The sequence below is a fragment of the Acidithiobacillus sp. genome (genome assembly GCF_023229925.1).
Taxonomy (GTDB): domain Bacteria; phylum Pseudomonadota; class Gammaproteobacteria; order Acidithiobacillales; family Acidithiobacillaceae; genus Acidithiobacillus.
On the sequence record NZ_JALNYM010000001.1, the window covers coordinates 48,128 to 63,421 of the forward strand.

Annotated in this window: 16 protein-coding genes and 1 tRNA gene; 10 read left to right on the forward strand and 7 right to left on the reverse strand. The window is 59.6% G+C overall.

All coding sequences use genetic code 11. The annotated features are described in order from the left end of the window. From M0P56_RS00310 to M0P56_RS00320, 3 genes are all read right to left on the reverse strand, one after another. Positions 1–1,146: a carotenoid 1,2-hydratase gene (locus tag M0P56_RS00310; RefSeq protein ID WP_291508063.1), complete on the reverse strand. Its 1,146-nt coding sequence runs from the start codon at positions 1,144–1,146 to the stop codon at positions 1–3. Continuing rightward, complete coding sequence (locus M0P56_RS00315; RefSeq protein WP_291508064.1) at positions 1,136–3,577, reverse strand: FtsX-like permease family protein; 2,442 nt, start codon at positions 3,575–3,577, stop codon at positions 1,136–1,138. The genes M0P56_RS00310 and M0P56_RS00315 overlap by 11 nt, the downstream gene beginning before the upstream one ends. A 62-nt stretch (positions 3,578–3,639) precedes the next feature. Then, complete coding sequence (locus tag M0P56_RS00320) at positions 3,640–4,314, reverse strand: ABC transporter ATP-binding protein (protein ID WP_291508065.1); 675 nt, start codon at positions 4,312–4,314, stop codon at positions 3,640–3,642. A gap of 140 nt (positions 4,315–4,454) precedes the next feature. Between M0P56_RS00320 and M0P56_RS00325 the strand changes: the two genes are divergently transcribed. From M0P56_RS00325 to M0P56_RS00370, 10 genes are all read left to right on the forward strand, one after another. Further along, positions 4,455–4,547 (forward strand) — tRNA-Ser (locus M0P56_RS00325). A 216-nt stretch (positions 4,548–4,763) separates the two neighbouring features. After that, the gene (gene trxA / locus M0P56_RS00330) at positions 4,764–5,090 is read left to right on the forward strand and encodes a thioredoxin TrxA (RefSeq protein WP_291508066.1); all 327 of its coding nucleotides are present in this window, start codon (positions 4,764–4,766) and stop codon (positions 5,088–5,090) included. Positions 5,091–5,203: 113 nt separating this feature from the next. Then, positions 5,204–6,460, forward strand: coding sequence for a transcription termination factor Rho (gene rho / locus M0P56_RS00335; protein ID WP_291509241.1), 1,257 nt, complete (start codon positions 5,204–5,206; stop codon positions 6,458–6,460). A gap of 75 nt (positions 6,461–6,535) precedes the next feature. Beyond that, positions 6,536–6,736 (forward strand): 50S ribosomal protein L31, encoded by a 201-nt coding sequence (gene rpmE / locus M0P56_RS00340; RefSeq protein WP_291508067.1) that lies wholly within the window; start codon positions 6,536–6,538, stop codon positions 6,734–6,736. 9 nt (positions 6,737–6,745) lie between these two features. Continuing rightward, entirely contained in the window at positions 6,746–7,984 is a 1,239-nt protein-coding gene (locus M0P56_RS00345; protein ID WP_291508068.1) for a malic enzyme-like NAD(P)-binding protein, read from the forward strand. Between the two features lie 6 nt (positions 7,985–7,990). Further along, a complete protein-coding gene (locus tag M0P56_RS00350; RefSeq protein WP_291508069.1) occupies positions 7,991–9,049 on the forward strand; it encodes an AI-2E family transporter in 1,059 nt (352 codons plus the stop codon). Positions 9,050–9,190: 141 nt separating this feature from the next. Next, a complete protein-coding gene (locus M0P56_RS00355; protein WP_291508070.1) occupies positions 9,191–9,451 on the forward strand; it encodes an antitoxin in 261 nt (86 codons plus the stop codon). A gap of 8 nt (positions 9,452–9,459) precedes the next feature. After that, complete coding sequence (locus tag M0P56_RS00360; RefSeq protein WP_291508071.1) at positions 9,460–9,846, forward strand: type II toxin-antitoxin system VapC family toxin; 387 nt, start codon at positions 9,460–9,462, stop codon at positions 9,844–9,846. Positions 9,847–10,016: 170 nt separating this feature from the next. Further along, the gene (gene ilvD / locus M0P56_RS00365; protein ID WP_291508072.1) at positions 10,017–11,693 is read left to right on the forward strand and encodes a dihydroxy-acid dehydratase; all 1,677 of its coding nucleotides are present in this window, start codon (positions 10,017–10,019) and stop codon (positions 11,691–11,693) included. Positions 11,694–11,699: 6 nt separating this feature from the next. After that, on the forward strand, positions 11,700–12,656 hold the full coding sequence (locus M0P56_RS00370) for an NYN domain-containing protein (protein ID WP_291508073.1): 957 nt from the start codon (positions 11,700–11,702) through the stop codon (positions 12,654–12,656). 7 nt (positions 12,657–12,663) lie between these two features. Here M0P56_RS00370 and argA read toward each other — a convergent pair whose 3' ends face one another. From argA to M0P56_RS00390, 4 genes are all read right to left on the reverse strand, one after another. Then, positions 12,664–13,977 carry an amino-acid N-acetyltransferase gene (argA, locus tag M0P56_RS00375; RefSeq protein ID WP_291508074.1) on the reverse strand — a complete coding sequence of 438 codons (1,314 nt, stop codon included), beginning with the start codon at positions 13,975–13,977 and terminating at the stop codon, positions 12,664–12,666. A 17-nt stretch (positions 13,978–13,994) separates the two neighbouring features. After that, positions 13,995–14,306 (reverse strand): BolA family transcriptional regulator, encoded by a 312-nt coding sequence (locus M0P56_RS00380; RefSeq protein ID WP_291508075.1) that lies wholly within the window; start codon positions 14,304–14,306, stop codon positions 13,995–13,997. Next, positions 14,303–14,605, reverse strand: a complete 303-nt coding sequence (locus M0P56_RS00385; protein WP_291508076.1) for a YciI family protein — start codon at positions 14,603–14,605, stop codon at positions 14,303–14,305. Before M0P56_RS00385 ends, M0P56_RS00380 begins: the two co-directional genes overlap by 4 nt. A gap of 82 nt (positions 14,606–14,687) precedes the next feature. Next, positions 14,688–15,245: a septation protein A gene (locus tag M0P56_RS00390; protein ID WP_291508077.1), complete on the reverse strand. Its 558-nt coding sequence runs from the start codon at positions 15,243–15,245 to the stop codon at positions 14,688–14,690. Positions 15,246–15,294 lie beyond the last annotated feature (49 nt).

The window sequence follows — 15,294 nt, forward strand, 5'->3', positions numbered from 1 at the left end:
CTATTGGCCCAGGGCCAGACGACCGCCATAGCCGGTGAGTTCCAGATAGCCTTTTCCTACGGTCTGCTGGTCCGCCATGGCGCGTACGGCGCCTTCCCAGTAGACGGTACCGCTGCTGCGGCTGGCATCGAATTCCTGATTGTCCATGAGCGGAACGATAGCGAGATGCAGGTTTCCCACCTGCATCTGCCAGCGTACAGGGTAGCGTATGCCGGTTTGCAGCGACCGCCACCAGCCAGTGGGCTGCATGCGGATGTCCTTGGCCGGAATGTAGTGTACCTGGCCCAGCGCATTACGCTCTGTGCCGGCCAGCCAGAAGGGCGCACCATCGGCGCGGTGCATCATGAAGACCATGAGGGCACCGCCATCCTTCAGATTGATCCCCAGCCAATCCCAGCCGACGGCCTTTTTGGGCAGATATGCCGCCGACCATTCGTGATCCAGCCACGCCTCGCCGCTGACTAGCTCACGCCGTCCTTTGATGTCCACCGTCCCGCTGACCTTTAGATGAGGAAGGCTGTAGTAGTAGCTGGCATTCTTCGGGTCTGGACCCTTCCGGCTGATGCCCTGGAGACCTTCGAGTATCACCGGTTGGGTTGGCGTGAATCGCAGTCGATAACGGATTTTTTTGCCGATGATATGCGTCTCGTAATCCTGCCCCCGCTGGCGCAGGTACCAACGGCGAATCCAGACATCGGTATGGTCTCGATCCGCCCCTGCTAATCCGAGACCCGCGCGCGCGGCCCGTTGCGCGGTAAGCAGATGCCCGACGCGGGGATCGCTCAGCGCCGCTTCGGCAAAAATCAGTTCGCGGGGATTGAAGGCGCTGGGGTTCGCCCAGACCTTAGGGGGCCGGACCCGGAAAAAGGTGATCTGAAATCCCAGCGGTTTTCCCGACGCGTTATGCAGCCAACCCGTTACATACCACCATTCAATGGGGAAAGCCGGGTGACTACCCAGGGCGTTGGGGAAGTGCATGGGGTATTGCGAGGTGACCTTTACATCCGGCGTGGGCTGTAAAGGCAGGGGCGTCCCCGGCAGGCTGGATTCGGCCTGCGCTGGTCCACAGAGCCCGCAGCACAGCATCAGCAGACCGGAACATATCCCTTTGCGCAGTAATCCCGACCGTAAATGACTAATCATCATGCAGCACCGCGGAGTTGTGCCGGATCGCCCGCCGCCCGGCCAGCACCATGGTGGCCGTGCTCGCCAGCCAGAGGATGGCACTCAGGGTCAGTAGCAGCGGCCAGGACGGACGAAAGCCCATCTGCCAATGGAAAGACTGCGGATTGACCACTTCGATCAGGATGACGCTGATGGCCATCCCCAGCGCGCCGCCGATGAGTATCCCGAGGACTGAAAGAATGCTGCCCTCGGCAAAGAGCAGGATGAGCAGATCACGCCGCCGCAAACCCAGATGCCGCAGCATGGCGTATTCGTCGCGGCGCATCAGCGTCTGCGCCCCGAAGCCGCTGCTCACTCCCAGCAGCCCGATCACCATGGCGACAGCCTCCAGTGCATAGGTGGCGGCAAAGCTCTGGTTGAATATTTGCAGGCTCTTAGTACGAATTTCTTTGGGGGTCGCGACCAATAATTGGCCACCACCGGGCAGTGTCCGCCGCAAGTTGCGGATGGCGGCCGGTATTGCGGTGCCCGCACGTAGCCAGAGGGCGACACCATTGACCGCATCGTCTCCGGACCAAGCGCGGTATTGCTGAATGGGTATGGACACTGATCCCTCCTGATAGGCGTAATCCCGATAAATGCCGGCGATGGTCACCGTCCGCTCTTGCCCACCCAGCGGCAGATGGATCAACTGTCCGGCCTGCCAGCCACTAATGCCCGCCAGAATCTCCGAAATCCACACGGGCGGTGGCTGTTGTGGTCCGACCCTGACCGCATGGAGTATTTGCAATTCCCGCTCTGGATCGCTGCTGTTCATGCCCCGCGCGAGAAGCATCACGGGTGGATGTCCAGGCAACAAATTCAGGGTGACTCGCCGCAGGGGTGAGCAGGCGCGGACATTGGGCAATGCGCACAGCAGATGCGCCGCCCCATGAGGGAGGGACGCGTCCCTATTCATCCCTGCCTGCACATAGAGGTCGGCCCGCAAGATGTCGGTCAGCCAGTTGGCGACTGAGTCGCGGAATGAACCTACCATCACGGCCATGGCCACGACCAGACTAAAGGCTACTACTACTGCAGCTAGGCTTTGCGCCGCCCGCCTGGGCGCGCCCCGCAGTTGTTCCAAGGCCAGACGCCAGACGGGTGCATGGGGCAGGGGAAAGAGCCAGGTCAGGGCGCGCAGGAGCGGCGCCAATAAAAAGAGCAGGGCCAAGAGTAGGCAGGCTACCGCGCCGTAGGCCAGATAAGGGATACCGTGGATGGCCGGAGCTAAAGACCCCGCTAAGGCCAGTCCCAAGAGCAGCAGACCTATCCAGGGATGCTGACGCTGCTGATGGTCTTGTTCTTCGGCGCCAGCACGCAGTGCCAGGGCAGGGGTTGCCCGGCTGGTTTCCCAAGCCGGTAAAAAGGCGCCGGTCAGTGCCGCACCCAGGCCCGCCACAAAAAAGACCAGCATGAGTCCCGGATGCCATTGCAAATGCAAAGCCGTGGCAGTGAAATATCCCGCCCCGAGGTCACCTCCCATACGTGCCAGGGCCAGCTTGGCCGCCAGCACGCCCAGCGGCAGACCCAGTAGCGCACCGGGCAGACCCAAAACCGCCCCCTGTAACAATATGGCCAATACGACTTCTCGGCGGCGCAGACCCAGGACCCGCAATAACGCCAGTTGCTGCCGCTGCCGCACCACTCCCATGGCCAGGGTGGAATAGACAAGAAAGGCACCGGTAAACAGCGCTACCAGCGACAGCACCAGCAGATTCACCCGATAGGCGCGTGATGCATCCGCCGCCACTCGCCCTTGCTGGGCAGGGCTTTGCAACACGGCGCCGACCGGCAGATGGCGACGCCACCGCGCCAGGAAGTCGCCGGTGCTCGTTCCGGGACGCAGGCGCAGATCCACCTGATTCAGGGCGCCCACCCGTCCCCACAACCACTGCACCGCCGCAATATCCATGACGCCGAATGCTTCGCTATCGCCCATACCGGGGAGTTCCCCGATGATCCGTAGCGTGCGTGGCCGCCCCGCCGCATCGAGCGTCAGCATATCGCCTACCCGCAGGCCGAGATGCGCCAGCGCCGCCGGGCTCAGGGCAATGTGGTCAGGGGTCATCATGGCAAGCGGGTTATGCAGGTTAAAGGGCAGCAGCGGTTGCCCCATACGTGCCGCCTGAAAGGCGTCAATACCCAGAATACGAAGCATCCCTTCGCTTGCAGGGTGCAGTACCGGCGCCTGCAAGCGGATTTCCGGAGTAGCTACGGCCACACCTTTGGCCATACTCAGGCGCACATACCATTGTTCGGAAAAGCCCCGTCCCGGCGCCGTCAGCGCGAGGTCAGCCTGCCCCGACAGGCGTCGCAGTCCGGTAGAAAAATCACTCACGGCCTGAATGTTGATGAGGGCGATGGCCAGTCCCAGAGCGACCCCCAGCGCAATGCCGATGATAGCCAGCACGCTCGCGCCCGACCTTTGGCGCAGGGGGCGCCAAACGGCCGACTGCCACGGAATCCGGGCGATCACAGGAAACGGAAGCCCTGTGCGTCAAAACGCAGACGCCGCTGCGCCCAGCCTGCCGCCGTTGCCGAGTGGGTCACCAGTAAAACTGCCGCCTCTTCCGCTTCTCCCGCTTCACGTAGGAGGTTGAGCACGGTTGCCGCGGATTCTGCGTCGAGGCTGCCCGTCGGTTCGTCAGCAAGGATCAGTGACGGGCGATGTATTACCGCCCGCGCTACCGCAACCCGCTGCATCTCCCCACCGGAAAGCTCTCTTGGCCAAGCATTCAGGTGACTACCGATGCCGAGCCGTTCCGCCAGTATTCTAACCCGCTGATTCATGTCACGTCGGGGGAGGCCATTCAGTCGCCAGGGCAGGGCGATATTTTCCTCTACGGTCAATTGCGGGATCAGATGAAACGCCTGAAACACAAAACCCATGTGCCGCCGCCGCAGGAGTGTACGCGCGTCGTCATCCAGAGTGTCGAGCGGATGACCTTTGAAAGTCATGTGCCCCGCATCGGGGTGATCCAGACCGGCTATAATATTGAGCAGGGTGCTCTTACCAACGCCACTTTCCCCCATAATGGCTACAAAGTCTGCTGGTGCTACGTTGAGGCTCGCGTTGCGGAATAACCAACGCTGTGGGTCTCCGGGAAGCCGTTTTGCCAGATTGTTCAGAACCAGAAGTGCAGTCACGCCATCCCTTCCAAGCTTTACCAAACGTAGTTAGTTTACCATACGTCAGTCCTGCGGTGGCGGCCACGCCATCCTCCTGTGTCCGGCTTGGGCATCAGGTTTTGACCTTGGCCCCCGCAACAGGTTAGAATCCCGCTACCGGAGAGATGGCCGAGCGGCTGAAGGCGCTCCCCTGCTAAGGGAGTATGGGGCTAAACACTCCATCGAGGGTTCGAATCCCTCTCTCTCCGCCACCCTTGCTGGCTTAAAACTTTAACGAAAGTGACTGCCCATCGCTCTTGCATCCCAGTTTTATCGTGCTATTCTTCAATTACCTTATGGACTGAAAGAAGTGCTTATCTGCGGGCGCCATCCGGCGCATGTGGTTTCGGGTTAAACCCCGAGAACGATAAAAATCTCATGAATATCCACCAAAGCGCTGTACCCAACTGACTGAGGAGCCCCCTCCAATGAGTGACGCTATTCTTTATGTATCTGATGACAGTTTTGAAACGGACGTCCTGAAGTCTTCTAAACCGGTTCTAGTCGATTTTTGGGCCGAATGGTGCGGGCCTTGCAAGATGATTGCCCCCATTCTGGAAGAGATCGCTGGCGAATATGCCGACCGCCTGCAAGTTGCTAAATTTAATATCGACGAAAATCCCAACACTCCCCCTCAGTACGGCATTCGCGGTATTCCCACATTGCTCCTCTTCAAAGCGGGCAAGCTCGAAGCCACCAAGGTGGGTGCCCTGAGTAAAGCCCAACTGACCGCATTCCTGGATAGCCAACTTTGAATACACCACGTCCCCGCCGTAAATCTCCCCGGACGCCCAAGTCCTTCCCCAACGAAGACATTCTGCTAGACGAAGACGATAGCACGTTTTGCCCGGCACCTGGCGCTTCGGCGATGAATCTGACCGATCTCAAGCGCAAAACAGCGGCTGAACTGGCGGTGATCTGTCAGGATATGGGGTTGGAGGGTACCGCCCGCCAGAAGAAACAGGAAATCATCTTCAATATCCTCAAGGCGCACGCGCGCAATGGGGATGCCATTTACGGCGAGGGCGTGCTGGAAATTCTGCAGGATGGTTTTGGTTTTCTGCGCGCCGCCTCAGGGTCCTACATGGCGGGGCCGGATGACATTTATGTCTCGCCCTCGCAGGTGCGGCGCTTTCATCTGCAGACCGGAGACACGGTTTCCGGGCAGATACGTCCTCCCAAAGAGGGTGAGCGCTATTTCGCGCTGCTCAAAGTGGAGAGCATCAATTTCGAAGCGCCGGAAGCGACCCGCAACAAGGTGAACTTCGACGATTTGACGCCGCTGTTCCCTGAAGAGCGGCTGCGTCTGGAATCCGACAATATCCCCTATGGCGAAATGGCGCCGCGGATCATTGATCTGGTGTCACCCATCGGCAAGGGTCAGCGCGGTCTGATCGTCGCCCCGCCTAAAACGGGGAAGACGGTGCTGCTGCAGCAGATTGCCCATGCCATCACCGCCAATCATCCGGAATGCTATCTGATTGTGCTGCTGATCGACGAACGCCCGGAAGAAGTGACGGAAATGCAGCGTTCGGTGAAGGGCGAGGTGGTCTCATCCACCTTTGATGAACCGGCGACGCGCCACACCCAGGTTGCAGAAATCGTCCTGGAAAAGGCCAAGCGTCTGGTCGAGCACAAACACGATGTGGTCATTCTGCTCGACTCCATTACCCGTCTGGCGCGTGCCTTCAACACGGTGGTGCCGTCCTCGGGTAAGGTGCTGACCGGTGGCGTGGACGCCAACGCGCTGCAGAAGCCCAAGCGATTCTTCGGCGCCGCGCGCAACATCGAAGAGGGCGGCAGCCTGACCATTATTGCCACGGCCCTGGTGGAAACCGGCTCCAAGATGGACGAAGTCATCTTCGAGGAGTTTAAGGGTACCGGCAATATGGAAGTGCACCTCGACCGCCGCCTCGCCGAGAAGCGCACCTATCCTGCCATCAATCTCAACAAATCCGGCACCCGTCGCGAAGAGTTGCTGGTCCAGGCCGACATGCTCAGCAAAATGTGGATATTGCGCAAGTTGCTGGCGCCTATGGACCCGGTGGAATCCATGGAGTTTCTGCTCGACAAGGTGCGTGGCACCAAAACAAACGCGGAATTCTTTGATTCCATGAACCGTTGAGTGGGTCCGCTGGACGCCTGCCCTGTCCATCCCTATAATTCGCCTCTTTGTATCGAGGCCCCGAGAGTAGCTATCATGAAAACCGATATTCATCCCAAGTACGAAGAAATTACCGTCACCTGCAGTTGCGGCAACGTCTTCAAGACGCGCTCGACCGCGAATCGCGACCTGCACATCGACCTTTGCTCCGAATGCCATCCCTTTTACACCGGCAAGCAGCGCGCCGTTTCTGCCGCTGGTCAGGTAGAGAAGTTCCGCAAGCGTTACGGCGGTTAGTAAATCGCCATGACGGAGGCGGATACCCAGACAGATCTGCGGCGACGGGCACTGGCGTATCACGCCCGCACGCCAGCGGGTAAGCTTTCGGTCATGCCGAGCAAACCCTGCAGCAGTCAGGAAGATCTGTCTCTGGCCTACACGCCCGGAGTCGCCGCTCCGGTGCGGGAGATCGCCGACGATCCGGAGAAGGCCTACGACTATACCGCGAAGGGCAACCTCGTCGCCGTAGTCAGTAACGGTACGGCGGTGCTCGGTCTGGGCAACGTCGGGCCGCTGGCGGGTAAGCCGGTCATGGAAGGCAAGGCACTACTCTTTAAACACTTTGCGGATATTGATGCTTTTGATATCGAAGTGCAGGCGCGCGATGCCGAACATCTCATTGACGTAGTGGCGGCCATTGCCCCCGGTTTTGGCGGCATCAATCTGGAGGACATCGGTGCGCCGGTCTGTTTTCAGGTCGAAGAAGCCTTGCAGGCCATGCTGGACATTCCCGTATTCCACGATGATCAGCATGGTACGGCAGTGATCGTGGCGGCGGCGTTGCAGAATGCATTGGAATTGCAGGGTAAGGAATTGGGCCGCATCAAGGTCGCTGTTGTTGGTGCTGGCGCAGCCGGACTTGCCATTGCGCGTATGCTGCGGGCGCTGGGGGTAGCGGATATCTTCCTGAGCGATTTGCACGGCGTACTGCACAGCGGACGCACGGACCTCACCCGGTGGCATAAACCCTTTGCGGTGGCGCCCCGGGACTGGGATCTGGCGGCAATGTTGCGCGGTGCCGATGTGGTCATCGGCGTCTCTGTGCGCGGCACCATTCCGGAAGCGGCGCTGCCGACGCTGGCACCCAAACCAGTGATTTTTGCGCTGGCCAATCCCGATCCTGAGGTGGACCCCGCCGTAGCGCGGCGCCTGCGTCCCGACGCCATCATCGCCACGGGTCGTTCGGATATGCCCAATCAAGTCAACAATGTGTTGGGCTTTCCCTTTCTCTTCCGTGGTGCGCTGGATTGCCGGGCTCGGCAGATCAACCAGCCCATGCTGCTGGCGGCCGTGGATGCATTGGCGAAGCTGGCGCGGGAGCCGGTGCCGGATGCGGTACAGGCCGCTTATGGGCGGACAGCAACGCAAGGCCTGGCCTTTGGCCCCGAGTACATTATCCCCAAACCTCTGGACCCACGCCTACGGCAGCGGGTCTCTGGCGCAGTAACCGTTGCCGCGCGAAAAAGCGGCGTTGCGCGGCGTTAAATCACGATGCGTCTCGCGGATCTGACGGTTCGCGATCTGCGTTTCGCCTTTGGCCAATTGCTCGCCGCCGTTCTCTTTTTTGCCCTGGTCTGGAAAATTCTCGCGCCCTTTTTGCCAGCGCTTGGCTGGGCGGCTGTTCTCGTTTATGCGACTTGGCCGCTGGCTGGTCCCATGCGTCGACATTGGCCGCCTGTGCTGGCAGCAGCAGGCGCCACGCTCATGCTGGCGCTGATTTTTATTCTTCCCGTACTTTTCCTGAGCATCACCCTGGGCACGGAGTTGCACCATGTACTGACCGATCTTGGCAATCTGGATGCACGCACGGCTCTGGAAGCAAGGCTGAATCGGATATCTTGGGTGCATGATCTGCTTGCACAGATCCCCGCCCCCTGGACGGCGAAACTCATGCCTGGTGCTCTGTCTCCCGACCTCTCCGCCTGGGCAGGGCGGCTGGGCAATGTTGCGGGCGGGATCGGGCGTTTCGGCGCTTTGCTTGTACTCGTTCTCATCACCGCTTTTTTCTTCTACCGGCATGGTGAATTGCTGTTGGATCAGTTGCGCCGTTTCGTCGGCCAGGTGCTGGGACAGCGGGGTGACGCTTATCTGCGGACGGTGGCCAGCACCATCCGTGCAGTGATTTACGGTATTCTGGCGACAGCGGTGGCGCAGGGGGCCCTTGCGGGGGTGGGTTACGCGATGGCAGGACTGTCCGCGCCCGTACTGCTGGCCATCATCACACTGCTGTTTTCCTTTATTCCCTTCGGTACTCCCCTGGTTTGGGGCGCTGCGAGCATCTGGCTGCTCTTTCAAGGCGATATCTGGGCGGGAATAGGGCTGGCCCTGTGGGGGGCGCTGGTGGTGAGTTGGATTGATAACCTGATTCGCCCACTGGTGATTTCCAGCGCGGTACGGATTCCATTTCTACTGGTGCTCTTCGGGGTGTTGGGTGGCATTCTCGCCTTCGGTTTTCTCGGGTTGTTCCTGGGGCCGGTGCTGCTGGCCGTATTGCTGGCAATATGGGACGAGTGGTTGCTGAGGCCAGCGCCTGCTGGGCCGCAGGGTTGAATGTCCGCTCTATGAGGTGTTGTGAGCGAGTTGCGGATTCCGGTCACACTTGCGGCTTGTGCAATCCGGCCAAGCAGATGCCTTGATATATCCCCTCACCATGCATATATTTTGGTATCTATCCTGGTAAGAGGTGCAGTCATGAGTCAGGTAGCCAAGCTATTCACCAATGGCCGCAGCCAAGCGGTACGTTTGCCAGCCGCTTATCGGTTCGATACCAAGGAAGTTTTTATCCGCAAGGACTCGGAAACGGGCGACGTGATATTGTCGCGCAAGCCGGCTACCTGGGATGACTTCTTCATTGCGCTCAAGGGTGCCAATGTGCCAGCCGATTTCCTGGACGAGAAGGAACGCAACCAGGGGATGCAGAATCGTGACCCTTTTGAGGGATATAGCGAGTGAAACGGTACATGCTGGATACCAATACGGTAAGCCACCTGCTCAGAGAACATCCGGTCGTGACTAAGCGCATAGTGACGGTACCAATGGCGTCCCTTTGCATCTCTGCCATCACCGAAGGCGAGCTGCTTTTTGGTCTGGCAAAACGTCCGGTCGCCAAACGGCTTCACGTTGCCGTGCGGGAGTTTCTCCGGCGCGTCGATGTGCTGCCTTGGGACAACTCCACGGCAGAACATTACGGGGTTGTGCGGGCTGATATGGAGAGGCGAGGCAGGATACTGGCGTCACTTGACTTGCTGATTGCTACGCACGCGCTAAGCGTGGATGCGGTACTGGTGACAAACGACAGAGCTTTCAGCCAGATGGCTGATCTGAAAGTGGAAGATTGGACAATATAACTTTCTCGCTGTTCTGATAGGTAACGTCGGCTTCTTGGCCTGTCTCCCACTTGGCCCTATACTCCAAGCACTAACCAGGCGGTCAGTGTGCTTTTGCTCTGCACCCTGTCGCGCCGCTCTCTGGGTGTTATCCACGCGATATCCCCTGCTGAACTTGCCACGAGGACCTCATGCGCTCCGATATGATCAAAAAAGGTTTTGAACGCACTCCCCACCGCGCCCTGCTCAAGGCTTGCGGTGTCACGGATCAGGATATGGACAAACCCTTCATCGGGGTGGCCAACTCCTTCATCGACATTATCCCCGGTCATGTGCATCTGCAGGAATTCGGACGCATCGTCAAGGAGAACATCCGTGCGGCAGGGGGCGTGCCCTTCGAGTTCAATACCATTGGTGTGGATGACGGCATCGTCATGGGTCACGACGGTATGCGTTACTCGCTGCCGAGCCGTGAGCTGATTGCGGACTCCATCGAGACGGTGGTGCAGGCCCATCATCTGGACGCGCTCATCTGTATCCCCAACTGCGACAAGATCGTGCCCGGTATGATCATGGGCGCGTTGCGCTGTGACGTCCCCACGGTGTTCGTCTCCGGCGGCCCCATGGAGGCCGGTCATCTGTCTGACGGGACGGCGATCGATCTGGTGACGGCCTTTGAGGCGGTCGGACAGTTCAAGCGCGGGCAGATCACCCAAATTCGTCTCAAAGAGATCGAGGACAAGGCCTGTCCGACCTGCGGCTCCTGCTCCGGCATGTTTACGGCCAACAGCATGAACTGCCTGATGGAGGTCCTCGGTATTGCGCTGCCTGGCAACGGTACCATCCTGGCGACGGCGGCGGCGCGCCGCGACCTGGTGCGGCAGGCTGCGGATCGGGTGGTGGCCCTGGCCATGGCGGGCGGGCCGACCATGCGGCAACTGGTGGACTTCGATGCCATCGATAATGCGTTCATACTGGATATGGCTATGGGCGGTTCCACCAACACGGTGTTGCACACCCTGGCTATCGCTCGGGAGGCTGGTCTGGAGTATCCGCTGGCGCGGCTGAACGATCTGGCGCAGCAGGTGGCCTACCTTGCCAAGGTATCGCCAGCCCTGTCTACGGTGCATATCGAGGACATCGGCCGCGCCGGTGGTATCCCGGCTATCCTCCATGAGGTGCACAAGCGCAACCCCGATGTACTGCATCTCGATAAGCCGACAGTGAGTGGCCAGAGCCTGCGCGAGATCGTATCGGCGGCGACGGTCAAGGACAGCAGGATCATCCATCTGGCCAGCGATCCCATTTCACCCACTGGCGGCCTGCGGGTGGTCTTCGGTAATCTCGCGCCCGAAGGCGGTATCGTCAAAATTGGCGCGGTACTGCCCGCGATGCGGAAATTCTCGGGACCAGCGAAGATTTTTGAGAGTATGGAAACGGCGGCGGACGGTATTCTCGCCGGTGAGGTCAAGGCCGGTGATGTGGTGGTGATCCGTTACGAAGGCCCGAAGGGTGGTCCCGGAATGCCGGAAATGCTGACGCCTACCGCCAACATCATGGGCATGGGCCTGGGCGAAAGTGTGGCCTTGATTACCGATGGTCGTTTCAGTGGAGCGACCCGTGGGGCCTGTATCGGCCATATCTCCCCGGAGGCGGCGGAAGGCGGCCCCATTGGCCTGCTGAAAGATGGGGACATGATTTCTCTTGACCTCGACAACGGCAAAATCCACGTCGACCTGAGTGACGAAGAATTGGCCGAACGCCGCAAACATTGGGTGCCGATAGAAAAGCCTCTGAAGTCATCGTGGTTGCGCCGTTATCGTAAGCTGGTGACCAACGCCGCCAATGGCGCGATCCTGGAGTCCTAAGCATTCATGAGCACTGGTGAGCTACATCTCGGCGTCTATGTAGACGCCGAAAATATTCGTTATAACGGTGGTTATGCGATGCGTTATGACGTGCTGCGGCGCTTCGCCGGACGGGAGGACGAGGCGCGGCTACTGCGCCTGAACACCTACATGGCAGTGGACGGCGAGCGCATGAAGCGTGACCGCGAGTACCGGGAACGGATTCGTGGCTATCAGCAGGCGGTGCGCGATCTGGGCTGGAAAATTATCGAAAAGCCGGTGCGCTGGTTCATGGACGAAGAAGGCAACAGCATGTCCAAGGCCAATGCTGATCTGGATTTGGCGGTGGATGTGATGCTGCAATCCGAGCGGCTGGATCAGGTGCTGCTGGTCACGGGTGACGGGGATTTCCTGCAGGTGGTCCGCGCGTTGCAGAATAAGGGATGCCGGGTCGAGGTGCTGGCGTTCAAAAATGTCTCCAGAGAATTGCAGCATGAAGCGGACGCTTTCTACTCCGGTTATTTGGTGCCCGGGTTAATTCCTACCCGCGGCGACGTGCGGGTGCCGTGGGGGGAAATAGGCTCACGCATCCGCGGTATCTGCATCCGCTGGGAGGCGGACCGTGGCTTCGGCTTCATCCGTTTTTTGACCGGTATTTCTGCCCGGTTGTGGGTGACCGATACCCGGCAGGAGGATTCTCCTTACGAGTCGGCCTTTGTGCATATTTCTGACCTGCCGCGCGAATTGGATACGGATGACCTCCCGAGCCGGGACATCATTCTGGAGTTTGATCTTGAGTCCAGTGAGACGGAAAAGGGTGGCTTCATCGCCCGTCGCTGCACGGTGGTCAATCGCTATGATGGACGCACCGGGGGCTTGTCTAAGGTGCCCGACCGCGCCGCCGCCACGGAACGGGGGGAGGATACGGGGTTCTCTTCGGAAGGCGAAGGCGAGGAAAATGAGGCGGTCGCCGACCCCTCCTGACCCCGTTTCACGCTTTCACGCTGCGAAAAAATACCTGGCTGCGGCGCTGGAAGTTGTAAAGGTGCTGCCGCGGTACCGGTAAATCCTCCAAAGTGCCGTGGTGAAAGTTGCGCTCCAGAAACCAATGGGTCGTCTGGGTGCTGAGCACGAAGATCTGTTCCAGCTTCTGCGCCCGCGCGCGTTCCTGACAGTAGTCAAGCAGTCGCTCACCGCGCCCCTGACGACGATAGCGGCTGTCTACCGCAAGACAGGCGACTTCGGCCATCCCCTGTTCAAGGTAAGGATACATGGCCGCACAGCCGATGATTTTGCCATCCCGTTCCATGACCACGAAGTGATCTGCTTCCATTTCAAGGCGCTCCCGGCTGCGCCGCACCAGCACGCCACGTTCTTCCATGGGACCGATCAGATCCAGGATGCCGGGAATATCGGCGACAGTGGCGGTCCGCAGATGTTCGAAAGGGTCCTGGGAGATGAGTGTACCGAGACCATCGCGCGTGAAGAGTTCGCGCAGCAGCGCACCGTCCACATGCCGGGATATGAGGTGGACACGATCCACCGTTCCGGCGCAGGCGATCGCGGCGCTGTGCAGATGCTCGCGCAGGTCACCTTGGATATCGTCCTGAGAAAGTAATTTCGGCAGTTCAGACAAGGTAATCTGGCGCAGAAGTTGACCCTGGGCATCGGTCACGCCGTCTTCATCCATGAAAAATATCAGCTTGGCGGCGTGCAAGGCCAAAGCCGCCGCCACGGCCACTTCCTCCGCGCGGATGTTGAACAGGGTGCCCGTCGGTGAGACACCGATGGGGGAGAGCAGGACGATTTCGTCGGCGGCAAGATGGCGTTGGATGGCCTCTGTCGCCACCCTCCGCACCTGGCCGGTATATTGGTAATCCACTCCCTCCAGCACCCCAAGGGGCTGGGCGATGATGAAGTTGCCGCTGACCACCTGCAACCCGGCATGGGCCATGGGCGAGCCCATTTGTCCCTCGGACAATGCCGCCTCCACCACCAGACGGGCGCCGCCTACCGCCTCGCGGAGTACCTGCATGGCCGCCAGGTCGGTGATGCGTTTGCCGTTGACCCGCTCGGTGCGCAGTTGGTAGGCCCGCAGTGCCGCGTCAATCTGCGGCCCGGCCCCATGCGCCAGGACGACATTGATGCCCAGACTGTTGAGCAGGGCGATATCGTGGGCGAGGTTGCGGATGCTGCCGTCCGCCAGGGCGTCGCCACCGAAATTGATGACGAAGGTCTGCCCGCGAAAGCGATGAATGTAGGGCGAAGACTCGCGGAAACTGCGGACGAAGCTATCGGCTGGCATCTGAGAGCACGCCGCCCCTAAAGGACATTCAGGGCGATGGCTGGACGCCGTGTTTTGGGCGTGTTTTGCGCGGCATACTCCTCCGGGCTATAGGCCTTGATCGACAGTGCGTGTATCTCCTGACGCACCGGGTCGGTGGCCGCATTGACCAGGCGGTGACGTGCCAACGGGGCCAAGCCCGCGAACTGGCTGCTGACAATGCGCACCTCGTAATGCCCGCCACCGCCGGACGACGCATGACCACTGTGGGCTTCCGTCCTGTCATCGATTTCCAGGAATTCCGGATTCAGGGCGTCACGCAATAAATTACCAAGGATTTCCTTGTTCATGGCAAAAATACTCCTTTATAAGGGCGAACGCTGACCTCTGCGTAAACACCGGCACTGAGATAAGGTTCGGCGGCAGCCCAGGTATGGGCATCCTCCAGCGAATCAAAACGGGCAATGATCAGACTGCCGGTAAACCCCGCTTCGCCCGGTTCTTCACTGTCTATGGCGGGGAATGGCCCGGCAGTCAGTAAACGCCCCTCGGATTGCAACTGATGCAGGCGCGCCAGATGATCGCCCCGCGCCGTCTGGCGCTTGCTCAGGGAGTCGGGATTGTCCGTGCCAATAATGCAGTAATACATGAACCTTTTCCTGTCGGTGAAATGTATGCTCTAAAGCTGCCCCATTTGCAGTCCGTTGGCAACTATCTCCGCTGATCAACGACTACGCCGACGAATCGCCATCCTTAGCCTCTTGCGGCAAAGCACGCGAGATCACCACTGCTTGAAAGAGCACGAAAATGACGGTGATGGCGAGCATGCCGAACAGCTTGAAATCCACCCAGATACTCGTCGAAAACGCATAGGCCACGATCAGGTTCAGGACCGCGCCGAAGAGAAAGAAGGCAATCCAGTAGCCATTGAGGCGCCGCCAGAAAGACAGGGGCAGCGCGGCCGGCAGTTGTCCGCCCATCAAATGTTGCAGGAGCGGCTCCTCGCGCCAGTGGGTAAAGAGCAGGGCCGCCGCGAACAGCACATAGAGAATGCTGGGTTTGACCTTGATGAAGGTGTCATTATGGAAATATAGGGTCAGGCCGCCGAAGGTCAGGATCAGCAGGGTGGAGACCCAGGTCATGGTCTCCACCCGGCCCCGCCGCCACCACTGCCAGGCCATCAGCAGGATAGCGGCAACGATGAGCACCTCGGTGGCCGTGTAGATCCCGTGAATCCTGTAGGCCACGAAAAAGAGGATGATGGGGAGGAAATCGGTAAGCAGTTTCATGACGCGCCACGGTAAATGGGGTTAAGCTACGCTATCTAATCACAGAAAG

What these genes read in the sequence shown, in the direction of transcription:
- M0P56_RS00310 (WP_291508063.1), bottom strand. Translation starts at nt 1,146, where the DNA reads ATGATGATTAGTCATTTACGGTCGGGATTACTGCGCAAAGGGATATGT.
- trxA (WP_291508066.1), top strand. Translation starts at nt 4,764, where the DNA reads ATGAGTGACGCTATTCTTTATGTATCTGATGACAGTTTTGAAACGGAC.
- rho (WP_291509241.1), top strand. Translation starts at nt 5,204, where the DNA reads ATGAATCTGACCGATCTCAAGCGCAAAACAGCGGCTGAACTGGCGGTG.
- rpmE (WP_291508067.1), top strand. Translation starts at nt 6,536, where the DNA reads ATGAAAACCGATATTCATCCCAAGTACGAAGAAATTACCGTCACCTGC.
- M0P56_RS00345 (WP_291508068.1), top strand. Translation starts at nt 6,746, where the DNA reads ATGACGGAGGCGGATACCCAGACAGATCTGCGGCGACGGGCACTGGCG.
- M0P56_RS00350 (WP_291508069.1), top strand. Translation starts at nt 7,991, where the DNA reads ATGCGTCTCGCGGATCTGACGGTTCGCGATCTGCGTTTCGCCTTTGGC.
- M0P56_RS00355 (WP_291508070.1), top strand. Translation starts at nt 9,191, where the DNA reads ATGAGTCAGGTAGCCAAGCTATTCACCAATGGCCGCAGCCAAGCGGTA.
- M0P56_RS00360 (WP_291508071.1), top strand. Translation starts at nt 9,460, where the DNA reads ATGCTGGATACCAATACGGTAAGCCACCTGCTCAGAGAACATCCGGTC.
- ilvD (WP_291508072.1), top strand. Translation starts at nt 10,017, where the DNA reads ATGCGCTCCGATATGATCAAAAAAGGTTTTGAACGCACTCCCCACCGC.
- M0P56_RS00370 (WP_291508073.1), top strand. Translation starts at nt 11,700, where the DNA reads ATGAGCACTGGTGAGCTACATCTCGGCGTCTATGTAGACGCCGAAAAT.
- argA (WP_291508074.1), bottom strand. Translation starts at nt 13,977, where the DNA reads ATGCCAGCCGATAGCTTCGTCCGCAGTTTCCGCGAGTCTTCGCCCTAC.
- M0P56_RS00380 (WP_291508075.1), bottom strand. Translation starts at nt 14,306, where the DNA reads ATGAACAAGGAAATCCTTGGTAATTTATTGCGTGACGCCCTGAATCCG.
- M0P56_RS00385 (WP_291508076.1), bottom strand. Translation starts at nt 14,605, where the DNA reads ATGTATTACTGCATTATTGGCACGGACAATCCCGACTCCCTGAGCAAG.
- M0P56_RS00390 (WP_291508077.1), bottom strand. Translation starts at nt 15,245, where the DNA reads ATGAAACTGCTTACCGATTTCCTCCCCATCATCCTCTTTTTCGTGGCC.